This window comes from Pseudomonas sp. PSKL.D1 (genome assembly GCF_028898945.1).
Lineage (GTDB): Bacteria > Pseudomonadota > Gammaproteobacteria > Pseudomonadales > Pseudomonadaceae > Aquipseudomonas.
Genome location: NZ_CP118607.1, coordinates 3965325 through 3981667, shown reverse-complemented (window position 1 = coordinate 3981667; position 16343 = coordinate 3965325). Strand labels below are relative to the sequence as shown.

Genomic DNA, 16343 nt, shown 5'->3' with positions numbered 1-16343 from the left:
GCCTGAGCCGGTCGGGGAGACCGATTTCAGCCCTACCCGAGGGTGGTCTTGGCCAAACCGGGAAAGTCTGTAATCAGGCTGTCCACGCCAAAGTCAGCGAGCCGGCGCATCAGTGCCGGTTCGTTGACCGTCCACACCGACACATGCAAACCCTGGCCCTGCGCTTTAAGCAGGCGCTCGGGGGTGCACAGCGTCCAGTTCAATGCCAGCATTTCACAGCCGTAGTTTTGCGCGACCTTCAGCGGGTCGAGCCAGGCATACTCGGCGACCAGCCCGCGCTTGACGTCCGGCACCAGTTCCAGCGCAGCGCCCAACACCTCGCGGGAGCTGGAGGTGATGGTCACCTTGTCCAGCAAGCCATGTTTCACCGCCAGTTCGCGAATGGCCAGCACGGTGGTGGCGGCGCGGGTGCGCGACGCGCTCTTGACCTCCAGTTGCCAGTGCTCGAAGGCGCATTTTTCGAACAGCTCTTCCAGTGTCGGGATCGGGCAGGGGTGCACGTGCCCCGGGCCGCCTTTGCGGGCGTCGATCTTCACCAGCTCCGCCGCCGGGTGCTCCACCACCTTGCCACGCCGGCCGGTTGTGCGTTTGAGGGTAGGGTCGTGGATCACCATCAGCTCATTGTCGGCTGACAGGTGCAGGTCCAGTTCACAGCGGTTGACGCCGTGGGCCAGGCACTGCTGGAAGCTTTTCAGGGTATTTTCGGGTGCTTCGCCCTTGGCGCCGCGGTGGCCGTAGATCAGGGTCACGTTCGTTCCTTCAAATCAGAGGGCTGGGTCGTTCTGTTCCAGTTGCTGGCGCCGTTGCTGCTGTTGGCGCTGCAGGATGTAGCGGGCCAGCAGTTGGCGCTGGGCGTCGGTCATGTCGGTGAATTCGGTGCCCACCTCGAAGTCGCCATCCTCGCGCGGGTCGCAGTGGGTGACGCGCGCGCGCAGAAGCAAGCCGTGGGCACGGGGCATCAGCACCATTTTCACTTTTACCCGGGTGCCGGGCTCGATCGGCTGCTTCTGGGCGAAAAACAGGCCGCCTTCGGAGATGACCACGCGTTGGGGCTGGCCGATCTCGCCGATCAGCGTGTGCGCCACCACGGCGCTCAGCAGGTCGAGGCGCTTGTTCTGCGCGCGCAGGAAGGCCGCCAGCGTGCGGTCCTTCTCGCTCAGCTGGCGCAGCAGGTGCTGCGACTCGAAGTCGGACAGGTGCAGCTCGCTGAGCAGGTTGAACAGCGGCGAATCATCCTGCAACAGTTCTGTTTCAAGGGCTTCGGCCGCGCTCAAGGGGTTGATTTCCAGTGCGATCTGGTCTTCGATGCGGTAGTATTCGCGGCGATCTTCTTCGTCTAATGTCGTCATGGCGAACCCATGGTAGCGGCGGTGGTCCGAGTGTAAAGCCGCCGTAGGCGCCTCGCCACAAGGACGTTCCCTTTCATCCGAACAAGCCCCGACATGTTCAGACCTCTTTTCGCATTCATTGGTACGCGTTACACCCGTGCCAAACGCCGTAATCACTTCGTCTCGTTCATTTCCCTGACCTCGATGATCGGCCTCGCCCTGGGCGTGGTGGTGATGATCGTGGTGCTCTCGGTGATGAACGGTTTCGACCACGAGATGCGCACCCGCGTGCTGGGGATGATTCCCCATGCCACGCTGGAGAGCGGCCAGCCGATCAACGACTGGCCTACCCTTGCCCAACAAGTAAAGCAGAATCCGCAGGTGCTGGCGGTTGCGCCCTACACCCAGATGCAGGGCCTGCTGACGCACGATGGCAAGGTGCAGAAGGTGCTGCTCAACGGCATCGACCCGGCCCGCGAGCGCGATGTGTCGATCATCGACAACTTCATCCAGCAGGGCCGGCTCGACCAGCTGGCGCCGGGCGAGTGGGGCATCATGATCGGCGACAAGGCCGCCGCCAAGCTGGGCGTGGCCATCGGCGACAAGCTGACCTTCGTCGCCCCCGAGGTCAGCGTCACGCCGGCCGGCATGTTCCCGCGCATGAAGCGCTTCACCGTGGTGGGCACCTTCCACGTGGGCGCCGGCGAAATCGACGGCTACCTGGGCCTGACCAACATCACCGACCTGTCGCGCCTGCACCGCTGGAAGCCCGACCAGGTGCAGGGCCTGCGCCTGAAGTTCGACGACCTGTTCCAGGCGCCGCGCGTGGCCTGGAGCATCGCCCAGCAGCTGGGTGACCAGGAATACTACAGCCGCGACTGGACCCGTACCCACGGCAACCTGTACCAGGCCATCCGCATGGAAAAGGCCATGATCGGCCTGCTGCTGTTGCTGATCGTGGCGGTGGCGGCGTTCAACATCATTTCCACCCTGGTGATGGTGGTCAACGACAAGCGTGGCGACATTGCCATCCTGCGTACCCTGGGCGCCACGCCCGGGCAGATCATGGCCATATTCATGGTTCAGGGCACGGTGATCGGGGTGATCGGCACCTTGATCGGCGCCGTGGTCGGGATCATCGCCGCGCTGAATGTGAGCGCGGTAATCGCCGGCATCGAGAAGCTGATTGGCCACAAGTTCCTCAATGCCGATGTGTATTTCATCGATTACCTGCCGTCGCAGATCCAGGCCCAGGACGTGTACATGGTCTGTGGTGCGGCGCTGGTCCTGAGTTTCTTCGCCACCCTGTACCCGGCCTGGCGTGCGGCCCGCACCCAGCCTGCAGAGGCGCTACGTTATGAGTGAGTCGCGCATGAGTGATAAAGCCGTTCTGAGTTGCCGCAACCTGGGCAAATCTTACGACGAGGGCCCGGAGTCGGTGCAGGTGCTGGCCGGGCTTAACCTTGAGCTGCATGCCGGTGAGCGCGTAGCCATCGTGGGCAGTTCGGGCTCGGGCAAAAGTACTTTGCTCAACCTGCTGGGCGGCCTGGACCGGCCCACCCAGGGCAGCGTGTGGCTGGCCGGTGAAGAATTGTCGGCGCTGGGCGAACGCGCCCGTGGCTTGCTGCGCAACCGTGAATTGGGCTTTGTGTACCAGTTCCACCACCTCTTGCCGGAGTTCACCGCCATGGAGAACGTGTGCATGCCGCTGCTGATCGGCCGCACCGCCATCCCCGAGGCCAAGGAGCGCGCCGAGGCGCTGCTCAAGCGCGTCGGCCTTGGCCATCGCCTGCACCACAAGCCGGCCGAGCTGTCCGGTGGCGAGCGCCAGCGTGTGGCCATTGCCCGCGCCCTGGTCAACCGCCCGGGCCTGGTGATGCTCGATGAGCCCACCGGCAACCTTGACCATCACACCGCGCAAGGTATCCAGGAGCTGATGCAGGAGCTGTCCAGCGCCTCGCGCACCGCGTTCCTGGTGGTCACCCACGACCTCAACCTGGCGCGTCAGATGGACCGCGTACTGAAGCTCGACGACGGCCACCTGGTCGCCATCTGAGCCGGTTCGCTCCCACATATTCATTGGGTGTTTTCGTACATGTTCAGACCCTTGCCCTTGTTCATCGGTGCCCGTTACACCCGTGCCAAGCGCCGCAACCATTTCATCTCGTTCATTTCGATGACCTCGATGATCGGCCTGTCCCTTGGCGTGCTGGCGATGATCGTGGTGCTGTCGGTGATGAATGGCTTCCAGCGCGAAATGAGCTCGCGCATTCTTGGCCTGGTGCCCCACGCGGCCATCCTGGGCGTGCAACCGCTGGATGACTGGCGCGCCACCGCGGACGCGGCCCTGAAGAACCCGGCGGTGATGGCGGCTGCGCCGATTACCGAGATGGAAGGCATGCTTTCGTACAAGGGGGCGATGCAGCCGATTCAGGTCAGTGGTATTGACCCGGCCGAAGAGGGCAAGGTGTCCATCGTCGGCCAGCACATCGTCCAGGGCAACCTGCAGGCGCTGGAGCCGGGCGAATACGGCGTGGTGATCGGTGAACTGACAGCGCGCCGCTTCCGCCTCAACACGGGCGACAAGCTGACGTTGATCGTGCCGGAAATCAGCAAGGAACCGGGCGGTATTACCCCGCGTATGCAGCGCCTGACGGTGGTCGGTATCTTCAAGGTCGGGGCCGAGCTGGATGGCTCGCAGGCTTACATCCACATGGCCGATGCCGCCGAAATGCAGCGCTGGGCGCCGGGCCAGGTGCAGGGTGTGCGGCTGAAGCTGCACGACCTGTATGCCGCCCCGCAGGTGTCCAAGGCCATTGTTGCCGGCCTGGGCGATGCCTACCGGGCCGATGACTGGTCGCACACCCAGGGCAGCCTGTTCAGCGCCATGAAAATGGAAAAGACCATGATCGGCCTGCTGCTGCTGATGATCATCGCGGTGGCGGCCTTCAACATCATCGCCACGTTGGTGATGGTGGTGAACGACAAAGGGCCGGACATTGCCATCCTGCGTACCCTGGGCGCCACCCCGGCGCAGATCATGGGGACGTTCATGGTGCAGGGCAGCCTGATCGGCATCGTCGGCACCTTGATCGGTGGTGTGCTCGGGGTGATTGCAGCGCTCAACGTCAGCCAGATCGTCGGCTGGCTGGAGCGCGTGAGCGGGCAGCACATCTTTACCTCGGATGTGTATTTCATCAGCAGCCTGCCGTCCCAGTTGCAGTGGGGCGATGTGGCGATCATTTGCACGGCAGGGCTGGTGATGAGCTTTTTGGCGACCATTTACCCGGCGTACCGGGCGTCGCAGGTGCAGCCGGCAATCGGGTTGGCGGTTTAAGGCTGGCAACGCGGAAAAAATCCCACGACAACGGCTAAATCCCCCTCGCACTCAAGCGTTTTTCAAGCGACAAACACCCGCACATTCGCTTGCTTGCGAGGATTCGCCCATGTCCACCGCTTCCAGCCTTGCCCAGGCCCTGCCGGCCAGTGCGCCGCAGCCGCTGTACGAATTCACCGACTCGCCGTTGCTGCAGCGCCAGCAGCAACAGGAATCCAACGCCCGCAGCTACCCGCGCCGCATCCCGCTGGCGCTCAAGCGCGCCCGTGGCATTTACGTCGAAGACGTCGAAGGCCGCCAGTTCATCGACTGCCTGGCCGGTGCCGGTACTCTGGCCCTGGGCCATAACCACCCGGTGGTGGTCGAAGCCATCCAGCGCGTGCTGGCCGATGAGCTGCCGTTGCACACCCTCGACCTGACCACCCCGGTCAAGGACCGCTTCGTTCAGGACCTGTTTGGCGTGCTGCCCGAAGCGCTGCGCCGCGAGGCCAAGGTGCAGTTCTGCGGCCCGACCGGCACCGATGCCGTGGAGGCCGCGCTCAAGCTGGTGCGCAGCGCCACCGGGCGCAGCACCGTGCTGGCCTTCCAGGGCGCCTACCATGGCATGAGCCAGGGCGCGCTGAGCCTGATGGGCAGCCATTCGCCCAAGCAGCCGCTGGGCGCCTTGCTGGCTAGCGGCGTGCAGTTCATGCCGTACCCCTACGACTATCGTTGCCCGTTCGGGTTGGGCGGCGAGGCCGGGGTCAAGGCCAACCTGCATTACCTTGAAAACCTGTTGCTCGACCCGGAAAGCGGTGTGCCGCTGCCCGCCGCGGTGATTCTGGAAGTGGTGCAGGGCGAGGGCGGGGTGATCCCGGCTGACATCGAGTGGCTCAAGGGCGTGCGCCGCATCACCGAGCAGGCCGGCGTGGCGCTGATCGTCGATGAAATCCAGAGTGGCTTTGCCCGCACCGGGCGCATGTTCGCCTTCGAGCATGCGGGCATCGTGCCGGATGTGGTTACCTTGTCCAAAGCCATCGGTGGCAGCCTGCCGCTGGCGGTGGTGGTGTACCGCGACTGGCTCGACACCTGGAAGCCGGGCGCCCATGCCGGCACGTTCCGCGGTAACCAGATGGCCATGGCCGCAGGTTCGGCGGTGATCAATTACCTGGTCGAGCACCGCCTGGCCGACCACGCAGAGGCCATGGGCCAGCGCTTGCGCGGGCACCTGCAGCACCTGCAGCGCGACTACCCGCAACTGGGTGATATCCGTGGGCGTGGCCTGATGCTGGGCGTGGAGCTGGTCGACCCGCAAGGCTCGCGTGATGCGCTGGGGCATCCGGCGGCCAATCGTGAACTGGCGCCCAAAGTGCAGCGTGAATGCCTCAAGCGCGGGTTGATCCTGGAGCTGGGCGGGCGTCATGGCGCGGTGGTGCGCTTCTTGCCGCCGTTGATCATCAGTGCGCAGCAGATCGACGATGTGGCGCAGCGTTTTGCCGACGCGCTGGCGGCGGCAGTCTGAGCCGTGTCGGGGGTCGCCAGGCGGCCCCCGGCCCTTGCCCGTCAGTCGAATGCCCGGCCGGCGCGCCAGTAGCCCATCAGTGTCAGGCATTCACGTGGCAGCCCGCGCTCCTTGATCAGGTGGCGGCGGATGTCCATCACCGTCGCTGACTCGCCCGCCACCCAGGCATGGAACGCGCTGCGGCGCGTGCTGGCTTTTTCCCACAGAATGCGTGTTTCGATATCCACGTCTTCCAGCTTTACGTTAATGGTCGCGCTGCCCTGCGCCAGGGTAGCCAGCTCACGCACGGCGTGCTGCATGGCTTGGCCATGCTCGCACTGCAGCATGTCACGGGGCAGCCAATGCAGGCGCGTCGCGGTGCTGTGGCGCAGGGGCAGGCAATCGGCTTGCAGAGGCACCTCGATGAAGGCCTCTACCGCCAGCTCGGGCTGCTGATCGGCCAACTGTTCGAGAATGCCGGTGATTGCCGGCAGGGCTGTTTCGTCGCCGACCAGCAACACGTTGCGCAAGCCGTGCGGCGGCTTCCACTCGTAACCACCCGGGTCACCTGTATAGGCCAGGTTCGGCGCGACCATTTGCAGGCAGTCGCCGACCTGGGCATGGGTGGCCCAGGCTGATGCGGGGCCATTGACGCCGTGCAGGACGAAATCCACCTCCACCTCCAGCGCCTCGCGGTGCAGGGCGCGGATGGTATAGGTACGCATGGGCGGGCGCCGCTCGGGCGGCAGTGCGCTGTGCGCCGCCTTCCAGTGCTGGTCGATGGGCAGTCGCGGCAGTGAGCCGTCGGCAGCAGGGAAGAACAGCTTCACCCGTTGGTCGGGTGCCAAGGTGTTCATTTCGGCAATGTCGGGCCCGGTGAACACCAGGCGGGTGAGCGATGGGCTCAGGCTGATGCGGCGACTGAGCGCCAGGTCGAACACGCGGTAGCCGGTGGCGGCCGACGTGCGGCCGCCGATCAGGCGGCGCAGGCCTTGCTGGAGCGTTTGTGTCATGCGGGCGGGGCTGGGCATGGGGTGTTCTCGTGCAGGCGGCTTTCCCTATGAACGAGTAGACGCCCGTGCAAATTACCGCCCCCCAGGCATCACCAGCCGCGCCCGGAATTCACCCAGAAGTTCACCGACAGCGAAGTGGACACCGACTCCACTTGGTGGAACCAGCCTTCAGGCAGGAAGAGCAAGTCGCCGGCCTGCAGTACCACACGCAGGAATGGCACCTCGCGAGCGGCTGGGAAGCGCTGGTAGTCCGCGGCATCCGGGTTGAAGTCACAGCCGTCCAGGCCACCCTTGGGGCTGGTCGACCAGGTGCCCAGGGCTGGGCGATGGTGGGGCGCTGCCAGAATGAACGACTTCTGCCCCCAGACCTGGGCAAACAGGTTGTCGGTGTCGTCGCGGTGCAATGGGGTCAGCGTGCCCTTGGGGCCTATCCAGATACGTGGCGCGATGAAGCGCGAACGCTCGAAGTAATCCGGAAAGCGGATCAGCGTCAGGAGTTTTTCCGGCACGATGTTGTTGCCCATGTAGGCAGGGGTTTCGCCTGGCTTGGCCGGGGTGTCCAGCGAGGCGATGAACTCGGCCATGGAGGTCGAGCGGAAGTCGCGGTCGGTGGAGAAGGTCTTTTTCACGTAGTCGCCGTGGCGAGTGATGCCCTGCAGTTCGGCGAAGTGTGCAAGCGACGCCTCACGGCCCATGGTGAACAGCGGCCAGTCCTGCAGCGCATCACTGAGCACCACCGGCAAGCCCTGTGGCAGGTAATCATGGCGAAAGCGCTCGACGGGCATTTGCGCGCGGCTGATGCGTGGTACTTCACGCAGTACCGGCTGGGCCGCGGAGATCCGCTCGCTGATGCGTGCCGGAGTAGGGTAGCGCTGGTTCATCGCCACCTTGCTGGCCGCCGCGCCTTGCCGTGCACTGTTGATGATCTGCGGCAGCAGGGTGGCCAAGCCCATGTTGCCGGTGATCTTGAGGCGCGCGCTGGCAAACAGCTCCTCGACGTTGGCCGTGCCGCCCATGATGCCGAGGAAGTCGCGCTCGGCGACTTCTATGGTGACATCTGGCGCACCATGGCGGCCCGCGCCCGTGCGGCTGTTTTCGCGGACCTCGGACCAGAACGCCCGGTCCTGGCCGAAGACGAACTGGTACACGCCTTCTATTCCCACGGCATGGGCGTTGGCGAACAGCTTGCTGAGGATGCTCTGAAGGTCCACGGTAAACCCCTGTCGGTCTTTCGTTGTTCAGGGTTAACGAGCAGCGCCGCCGCCGATTTAGCCGTTGCACCTTTAAAGCGGCTGCTGCCAGCGCTGGCGCGTGTTCGGCTAATTTTTTCGTGCCGTCTTACGTCCCGTAGGGATAGCCGAGCCAACGCTCGATACCCAACTGTATGGAAGATCGCAGATGAATGCCGAGAAGTCCCTGAAGCTTGCCCGCCGGTTCATTGAGCTGCCAGTGGAAAAACGCCGCCTGTTCCTGGACGGCCTGCGCGCTGAACGTATCGACTTCTCCCAGTTTCCGATCGCTGCCGACGTTGAAGTCGATGATCGCCATGCCCTCTCCTATGCCCAGCAGCGCATGTGGTTCCTGTGGCAGCTGGACCGCCACAGCGGTGCCTACAACCTGCCAAGCGCCGTGCACCTGAGCGGCTCGCTGGATGTGCCGGCCCTGGAGCGTGCGTTCGCCACCCTGGTGGCGCGCCACCAGACCCTGCGCACGGTGTTCGCCGAGGACGTTGACGGGCAGGTGCGTCAGGTGCCCGCAGGGCAGGCGCTGCAAGTCGAGCAGGTGGACTTGTCGACATTGAGCGAGGAGGCCCGGGGCGCGCGCGTACGCCAGCTGGCCGAGCAGGAGGCACTGCGCCCGTTCGACCTGGCCAATGGCCCGCTGCTGCGCGTCACCCTGTTGGTGCTGGGTGCGCAAGAACATGTGCTGCTGTTGACCCTGCATCACATCGTTGCCGATGGTTGGTCGATGAATGTGCTGATCGACGAGTTCGTCCAGAGTTATCAAGCCTTTGCCCAAGGCCGTGAGGCTGAACTCCCGGCCTTGCCCATCCAGTATCAGGACTATGCCCTGTGGCAGCGCAAATGGCTGGAGGCCGGTGAGCAGGAGCGCCAGCTTGGCTACTGGCGCGAGCAACTGGGCGACGAGCACCCCTTGCTCGAACTGGCCACCGATTTCCCTCGTCCGGCGGTGGCCAGCCAGCGTGGCGAGCGCCATGCGCTGGTCATCGACGAAGCGCTGGCAGAACAACTGCGGGCGCTGGCGCGCCAGCATAACGTCACCCTGTTCATGGTCCTGCTCGCGGCGTTCAACGTACTGCTCTACCGCCACAGCGGCCAGACCGACGTGCGCGTCGGCGTGCCTATTGCCAACCGCAACCGTGCCGAGGTGGAAGGGTTGATCGGTTTCTTCGTCAACACCCAGGTGTTGCGTACCCGCTTGCAGGGCCAGCAATCGGTAGCCAGCCTGCTGGCCGACGTCAAGCAGACCGCCGCCGGTGCCCAGGCCCACCAGGACCTGCCTTTTGAACAGTTGGTGGAAGCGCTTGATCTGGACCGTAGCCTGAGCCATAACCCGCTGTTTCAGGTGATGTACAACCACTTGCCGAATGTCGCCGATGTCGAGGTGATGACGGTTGCGCAAGGCCTGGAGCTGCGCCCGCTGGAGTGGAGCAGCCGTTCGACACCGTTCGACCTGACCCTGACTACCTTCGAGCGCGGCGGCAAGCTGCACGCGTCGCTGACCTATGCCTGTGAGCTGTTCGAGAGCGCCACCATCGCGCGTATGGCCGAACATTGGCAGCAACTGCTGCGGGGCATGGTTGGCGACGGCAATCAGTTGCTGGACCAGTTGCCGATGCTCGATGAGCAGCAGGCCGGGCAACTGCTGGAGCAGGCCAACGGCCGCTTGGCATCAGCGGCGCCCACCGCCCTCGAGCAGTTTGAAGCTCAGGTGGGTCGCGTGCCCGAGGCCCAGGCGCTGGTGTTCGACGGGCACAGCCTCACTTACCGTGAACTGGATGCGCGTGCCAATGCCCTGGCCCATCAGTTGGTGGAGCTGGGCGTGGGTGCAGAGGTGTGCGTGGGCCTGGCGGCACAGCGTTCGCTGGAGATGGTGATCGGCCTGCTGGCGGTATGGAAAGCCGGCGCTGCCTATGTGCCCCTTGATCCGGCATTTCCTGCTTCGCGCCTGGCCTACATGATCGAAGACAGCCGCATCGGCGTGCTGCTGACCCAGCAAGCGCTGCAGGCCAGCCTGCCACAGGTGCCAGGCGTGACCACGCTGCTGCTCGACCCCGCGCGCCCCGAGCACAGCGCGCAGGGCCCGCAACGCAAGGTCGATGGCCGCCATCTGGCCTATGTCATCTACACCTCCGGCTCCACCGGCACCGCCAAGGGCGTGGCTGTCAGCCATGCGTCCCTCGGCAACTACCTGCAAGGCATTGCCCAGACGCTGCCGCTGGACGGCGCCGGCAGCATGGCCGTGGTTTCCACCCTGGCGGCCGACCTCGGCCACACCGTGCTGTTCGGCGCGCTGTGCACCGGGCGAGTGCTGCATGTCATCGCCCAGGATGTCGCGCTCGACCCGCTGCGTTTTGGTGACTACATGCAAAACCACGGCATTGACGTGCTGAAGATCGTCCCTTCACACCTTGAGGCGCTGCTCGGCGCCGAGCACCCGGAGCGGGTACTGCCGGAGCGTTGCCTGGTGGTCGGCGGCGAGGCCTGTTCCCAAGCGTTGGTCGAGCGGGTGCGTGCACTGGGGCGTTGCGATATCGTCAACCACTACGGCCCGACCGAAACCACCGTGGGCGTGCTCACGCAGAACCTGACCGCGGCCGGCAGCCCGATCGTGCTGGGCCGACCCTTGCCCAACCTCAGCACACACGTGCTGGACGCCGGCCTGCAGTTGCAGGCGCCGGGCAGCCATGGCGAGCTGTACATCGGCGGTGCCGCCCTGGCCCGCGGCTACCATGGCCGCGCTGGCATGACCGCCGAGCGCTTCGTGCCCGACCCGTTCGGTGCCCCGGGCGCACGCCTGTACCGCAGTGGTGACCGCGTACGCCGTCTGGCCGGTGGTGAGTTGGCCTTCCTTGGCCGGGTCGATCGCCAGGTCAAGCTGCGCGGCTACCGTATCGACCTGGAGGAAGTGCTGGTGATGCTGCGCGCGGCGCCGCAGGTGCGCGATGCTGCGGTGCTGCTGGTGGGAGAAGCTGGCGAGGCGCAGTTGGTGGCCTACGTCGTTTACGCCGACGCTGATGGCACGGCGCAGCAGGGGGAACTCAAGGCCTGGCTGGCCACACGCCTGCCGGAATACATGGTGCCCAGCTTCTACCTGGCGCTGGAGGCCATGCCCTTGACCGCCAACGGCAAGCTCGACAGCCGCGCGCTGCCGCTGCCGACCCTGGAGCGCACGGCGCATGCGCATGTGCCACCTGTGACGACGCAGCAACTGGCGTTGGCCAGCATCTGGGAGAACGTGCTCAAGGTGCCGGAGGTGGGGTTGCAGGACAACTTCTTCAGCCTGGGTGGCCATTCGCTGCTGGCCGTGCAGATCGTCTCGCGGGTACGTCGTCAGTTGGGGCTGGACCTGCCCCTGCGGGCCATCTTCGACAGCGCCAACCTGGGTGAACTGGCCGAAGCGCTGGCGCACTGCGAGCGTTACCGCGAGCGAGGGGCAATCCCTGCATTGCCGCGTAGCGAGCGCCTGCCCGCGTCGTTTGCCCAACAGCGCCAGTGGATGTTCTGGACCCTGCAACCGCATAGCACGGCCTACCACACCCCGCTGGCCGTACGCCTGCAGGGCAACCTCGACCGCCAGGCCCTGCAACAGGCGGTGGATGCCTTGCTGGCCCGGCACGAATCGCTGCGCACCACCTTCGCCCAGCAGGATGGCCTGCTCTATCAGCAGGTGCAGCCGGCCAGCAGCGTCGACTTGCAATGGACCGTCCTGCCCGATGCCAGCCAGCCGCAACTGGAACTGGCGGTGCGCGCGGAAATCACCCGCCTGTTCGACCTGCACCAAGGGCCGCTGATGCGGGTCAAGGTGATCGAGCGTACGGCCGAGGAGTGGGTGCTGGTGCTGACCCTGCACCACATCACGTCCGACGGCTGGTCGATGAGCCTGCTGGTGCACGAATTCGTTGAGCTCTACAGCGCCTTCAATGCCGGCCGTGAGCCTGCCCTGCAGCCGCTGGCCGTGCAGTACGCCGACTACGCCCATTGGCAGCGCCAGTGGCTGGAGCACGGCGAGATGCAGCGCCAGCAGGATTACTGGGTAGAGCGCCTGGGCGGCGAGCAGGTGGTACTGGAGCTGCCCACCGATCGCCCGCGCAACGCTCAGGCCAGTGACCGTGCCGGGCGCGTCGACCTGCGCCTGCCTCAGGACCTGGAGCGGCAGGTGCGCGAACTGGCACAGGGCCAGGGCGTGACGCTGTTCCAGTTGTTCCTTGGCACGTTCGCCCTGCTGTTGCAGCGTCACAGTGGCCAGCAAGACCTGCGCATCGGTGTGCCGGTGAACAACCGCAACAGCCAGGAGCTGGAGGGCGTGGTCGGTTTCTTCGTCAACACCTTGGTGATGCGCCTGTGCCCACAGCCGGAGCTTGCCGTTGGCCAGTGGTTGCAAGCGGTCAAAGAGGTGACCCTGGGCGCCCAAGCCAACCAGGACCTGCCGTTCGACCGCCTGGTGGAGGTGCTCAACCCGCAGCGCGCACTGAACCAGAACCCTTTGTTCCAGGTGATGTACAACCACCTCAGCACACTGGGTGCTACCGCCACCGGCACCAGCCTGCCGCAGTTGCAGGCCCGCGAGTTGTTGCTCGAGGGGGCCGGCGCGCAGTTCGAGCTGTCCCTGGAAACCCTGGAGACCCCACAGGGCATCGCCGTGGCCTTGGTGTATGCCGCCGACCTGTTCGACGCCAGCACCATTGAGCGCCTGGCCAGCCATTGGCAGGCCTTGCTGCGTGGCATGGTCGCCGATGCCAGCCAGGCCATCGGCGAGCTGCCAATGCTCGACGCCAGCGCCCGGCAAACCCTGCAGGCCTGGAACGACACCGCCCAGCGCTATGCGGACGAATACCGTGTGCACCGCCTGATCGAACAGCAGGTCGAGCGCAGCCCCGCAGCCACCGCCCTGGTGTTCGGCGCCCGCCAGCTAAGCTACCGCGAGCTGAACACTGCCGCCAACGCCCTGGCCCATGAGTTGATTGCCCGTGGTGTTGGCCCGGATGTGCTGGTGGGCATCGCCGCCGAGCGCTCGCTGGAGATGGTCATCGGCCTGCTGGCGATTCTCAAGGCGGGTGGCGCCTACCTGCCACTGGACCCGGAGTACCCCGAAGAGCGCCTGGCGTACATGATCGACGACAGCCGCATGGCGCTGTTGCTGCAGCAGCGCGGTTTGAGCCTGCCGGTGCCGGCGACGCTGCCGACGCTGCTGCTGGAAGCGCCTGAAACGGAGCTGGCCGAGTGCGCCAACCCACAGGTCGACGTGGCCCCGGAGCACCTGGCCTACGTGATCTACACCTCGGGTTCCACCGGCAAGCCGAAGGGTGCCGGCAACCGCCACCAGGCCCTGGCCAACCGCCTGCACTGGATGCAGCAGGCCTATGGCCTGGGCGCTGGCGACCGGGTGCTGCAGAAGACGCCGTTCAGCTTCGACGTGTCGGTGTGGGAGTTCTTCTGGCCGCTGATGACCGGCGCGCAGCTGGTGGTCGCCGAGCCGGGAGCGCACCGCGACCCGGCGCGCCTGGTCGAGCTGATCGAGCAGCATGCGGTCAGCACGTTGCACTTCGTGCCGTCGATGCTGCAGGTGTTCCTGCAGTCGCCGGACCTGGGCGGTTGCCACAGCCTGCGGCGCATCGTCTGCAGTGGCGAGGCGCTGCCGCTGGATGCCCAGGCCCAGGTGTTCGCCCGTCTGCCGAAGGCGGCGCTGTACAACCTGTACGGCCCGACCGAGGCGGCCATCGACGTGACGCACTGGACCTGCGTGGAAGAGGGCAGCGACAACGTGCCGATCGGCCGGCCGATCGCCAACCTGCAAACCCACGTGCTGGACGCCGCGCTGCAACCGGTGGTGCCCGGCGTGGCCGGCGAGTTGTACCTCGGTGGCGTGGGCCTGGCGCGCGGTTACCACCGCCGCCCGGCGCTGACCGCCGAGCGCTTCGTGGCCAGCCCGCTGGGTGATGGCGAACGCCTGTACCGCACCGGTGACCTGGTGCGCTACCGCGCCGACGGCGCCCTGGAATACCTGGGCCGCCTGGACCATCAGGTGAAGATCCGTGGCCAGCGCATCGAGCTGGGCGAGATCGAGGCGCGCCTGCTGGAAGTGGCCGGTGCCGGTGAAACCGTGGTAGTGGCCCAGCGCGACGCCCAGGGCCAGCACCTGGTCGGGTACGTCGCCGACCCGCGCCAGCCTGCCGATTTGCTGGCCTGGCAAGCGCAGCTCAAGGCTGAGCTGGCCAACCGCCTGCCTGCCTACATGGTGCCTGCGCAACTGGTGTGGCTGGCAGCCATGCCGCTGAGCCCCAATGGCAAGCTCGACCGCAAGGCCCTGCCGGCGCCGGACATGGCCCAGGCACAACGCGAGTTCCAGGCGCCGGTCACGGCGCTGGAGCGCAAGGTCGCGGCCATCTGGGCTCAGGTGCTGCACCTGGAGCAGGTGGGCATGGCCGATCACTTCTTCGACCTTGGCGGGCATTCGCTGCTCGCCACCCAAGTGGTCTCGCGGGTTGCCCAGGAGCTCGACCTTGAGGTGCCGCTGGCGCTGATGTTCGAGCACAGCACCCTGCAGGCCTTTACCCAGGCGCTCGGCGAGCTGCAAGGCAGCCGCGCGGCGCGGATTGTCGCCATCGACCGCAACCAGCCGCTGCAACTGTCGTTCGCCCAGGAGCGCCAGTGGTTCCTCTGGCAACTGGAGCCGCACAGCACCGCCTATCACATCCCGATGGCCTTGCGCTTGCGCGGTGATCTGGACCTGCAGGCTCTGGAGGACAGCTTCAACCTGCTGGTGGAGCGTCACGAGAGCTTGCGAACCACGTTCATCCAGGAACAGGCTCAGGTACGCCCGGTCATCCATGCCCAGTTGCGCCTGCCGATCAGCGTGCAATCAGCCGCTGCCGAGGGCGACGAAGCGGCAGGCATCCAGGCCTTCATCCAGGCACAGACCGCGCAGACCTTCGATCTGGTCAACGGCCCGCTGCTGCGCATTGGCGTGCTGCGACTGGGCGCCCGTGACCATGTGCTGACCCTGGTGCAACACCACATCGTCTCTGACGGCTGGTCGATGCAGGTGATGGTCGATGAGTGGATGCAGAGCTATGCCAGCCTGGCCGGCGGCAGCCTGCCCGCGCTACCACTGCTGCCGGTGCAGTACCTCGACTATGCCCACTGGCAGCGTGACTGGCTCGCCGCCGGCGAACGTGAGCGCCAGCTGGTGTACTGGCGTGAGCAGCTGGGCGCCGAACCGGTAGTGCTGGAACTGCCCACCGACCATGCCCGCCCGGCGCTGCAAAGCTACCGTGGCGCGCGCCTGGCCCTGACGTTGGACGTGGACCTGGCCACCGGCCTGCAGCACTTGGCGCAGCAGCACAACGTCACCCTGTTCATGCTGCTGCTGGCTTCCTTCCAGGCCCTGTTGCAACGTTACAGCGGGCAGGACGATATCCGTGTAGGCGTGCCGGTGGCCAACCGTCACCGCCTGGAAACCGAGCGACTGATCGGCTTCTTCGTCAACACCCAGGTGCTGCGTGCGCGTTTTGACAGCACGCTGACGGTCGAAGCGCTGCTCGAACAGGTGCGCCAGGCGGCGCTGGGCGCCCAGCAGCACCAGGACCTGCCCTTCGAGCAACTGGTCGAGGCCTTGCAGCCGGCACGCAGCCTGAGCCACAACCCGCTGTTCCAGGTCATGTTCAACCACCGCAACGCCCTCGACCAGCAGTTGGGTGAAGGCTTCCAGGTACCGCAGCTGGAAGTCGAGACCTTGAGCGGCGAGCACCAGAGCGCGCAGTTCGACCTGGCGCTGGATACCTTCGAGACCGCCCAAGGCCTGGGCGCAACCCTGACCTACGCCACCGACCTGTTCGACGCCAGCACCATCGAGCGCCTGGCTGGCCATTGGCAGAACGTGCTGCGCGGCATGCTTGCCGACCCGCGGGCGCGGGTAGCCGACCTGATGTTGATGGATGCCCG

At 65.8% G+C, this 16343-nt stretch carries 9 protein-coding genes (1 of these 9 only partly in view); 5 read left to right on the top strand and 4 right to left on the bottom strand.

Going from position 1 to position 16343, the window contains the following annotated elements; translation table 11 throughout:
• Positions 1-32 precede the first annotated feature (32 nt).
• Both PVV54_RS17565 and PVV54_RS17560 read right to left on the bottom strand, forming a co-directional pair.
• A complete protein-coding gene (locus PVV54_RS17565) occupies positions 33-749 on the bottom strand; it encodes a glycerophosphodiester phosphodiesterase (protein ID WP_274906481.1) in 717 nt (238 codons plus the stop codon).
• Positions 750-764: 15 nt separating this feature from the next.
• On the bottom strand, positions 765-1349 hold the full coding sequence (locus tag PVV54_RS17560) for a PilZ domain-containing protein (RefSeq protein ID WP_274906480.1): 585 nt from the start codon (positions 1347-1349) through the stop codon (positions 765-767).
• A gap of 93 nt (positions 1350-1442) precedes the next feature.
• Here PVV54_RS17560 and PVV54_RS17555 point away from each other — a divergent pair, with 93 nt between their 5' ends.
• The 4 genes from PVV54_RS17555 to PVV54_RS17540 all read left to right on the top strand — a co-directional run bounded on the left by PVV54_RS17555 (position 1443) and on the right by PVV54_RS17540 (position 6166).
• A complete protein-coding gene (locus PVV54_RS17555; RefSeq protein WP_274906479.1) occupies positions 1443-2693 on the top strand; it encodes a lipoprotein-releasing ABC transporter permease subunit in 1251 nt (416 codons plus the stop codon).
• 7 nt (positions 2694-2700) lie between these two features.
• Positions 2701-3384: a lipoprotein-releasing ABC transporter ATP-binding protein LolD gene (gene lolD, locus PVV54_RS17550; RefSeq protein ID WP_274906478.1), complete on the top strand. Its 684-nt coding sequence runs from the start codon at positions 2701-2703 to the stop codon at positions 3382-3384.
• A 39-nt stretch (positions 3385-3423) separates the two neighbouring features.
• Complete coding sequence (locus PVV54_RS17545) at positions 3424-4665, top strand: lipoprotein-releasing ABC transporter permease subunit (RefSeq protein WP_274906477.1); 1242 nt, start codon at positions 3424-3426, stop codon at positions 4663-4665.
• Positions 4666-4774: 109 nt separating this feature from the next.
• Positions 4775-6166, top strand: a complete 1392-nt coding sequence (locus PVV54_RS17540; protein ID WP_274906476.1) for an aspartate aminotransferase family protein — start codon at positions 4775-4777, stop codon at positions 6164-6166.
• Between the two features lie 41 nt (positions 6167-6207).
• On the opposite strand, the gene PVV54_RS17535 is transcribed toward PVV54_RS17540, so the two are convergent.
• Both PVV54_RS17535 and PVV54_RS17530 read right to left on the bottom strand, forming a co-directional pair.
• Positions 6208-7176: a siderophore-interacting protein gene (locus PVV54_RS17535; RefSeq protein WP_274906475.1), complete on the bottom strand. Its 969-nt coding sequence runs from the start codon at positions 7174-7176 to the stop codon at positions 6208-6210.
• Between the two features lie 71 nt (positions 7177-7247).
• Positions 7248-8369, bottom strand: coding sequence for a cupin-like domain-containing protein (locus PVV54_RS17530; protein ID WP_274906474.1), 1122 nt, complete (start codon positions 8367-8369; stop codon positions 7248-7250).
• Positions 8370-8556: 187 nt separating this feature from the next.
• Between PVV54_RS17530 and PVV54_RS17525 the strand changes: the two genes are divergently transcribed.
• Positions 8557-16343, top strand: the 5' portion of a protein-coding gene (locus PVV54_RS17525; protein WP_274906473.1) for a non-ribosomal peptide synthetase. Its footprint extends 1870 nt past the window's final position; 7787 of the gene's 9657 nt are visible here — the first part of the coding sequence; it begins with the start codon at positions 8557-8559; the stop codon falls past the right edge of the window.

Excerpts from the sequence above, each read along its gene's own strand:
- PVV54_RS17560 (WP_274906480.1), bottom strand. The coding sequence starts at position 1,349 with ATGACGACATTAGACGAAGAAGATCGCCGCGAATACTACCGCATCGAA.
- PVV54_RS17555 (WP_274906479.1), top strand. The coding sequence starts at position 1,443 with ATGTTCAGACCTCTTTTCGCATTCATTGGTACGCGTTACACCCGTGCC.
- lolD (WP_274906478.1), top strand. The coding sequence starts at position 2,701 with ATGAGTGATAAAGCCGTTCTGAGTTGCCGCAACCTGGGCAAATCTTAC.
- PVV54_RS17545 (WP_274906477.1), top strand. The coding sequence starts at position 3,424 with ATGTTCAGACCCTTGCCCTTGTTCATCGGTGCCCGTTACACCCGTGCC.
- PVV54_RS17540 (WP_274906476.1), top strand. The coding sequence starts at position 4,775 with ATGTCCACCGCTTCCAGCCTTGCCCAGGCCCTGCCGGCCAGTGCGCCG.
- PVV54_RS17535 (WP_274906475.1), bottom strand. The coding sequence starts at position 7,176 with ATGCCCAGCCCCGCCCGCATGACACAAACGCTCCAGCAAGGCCTGCGC.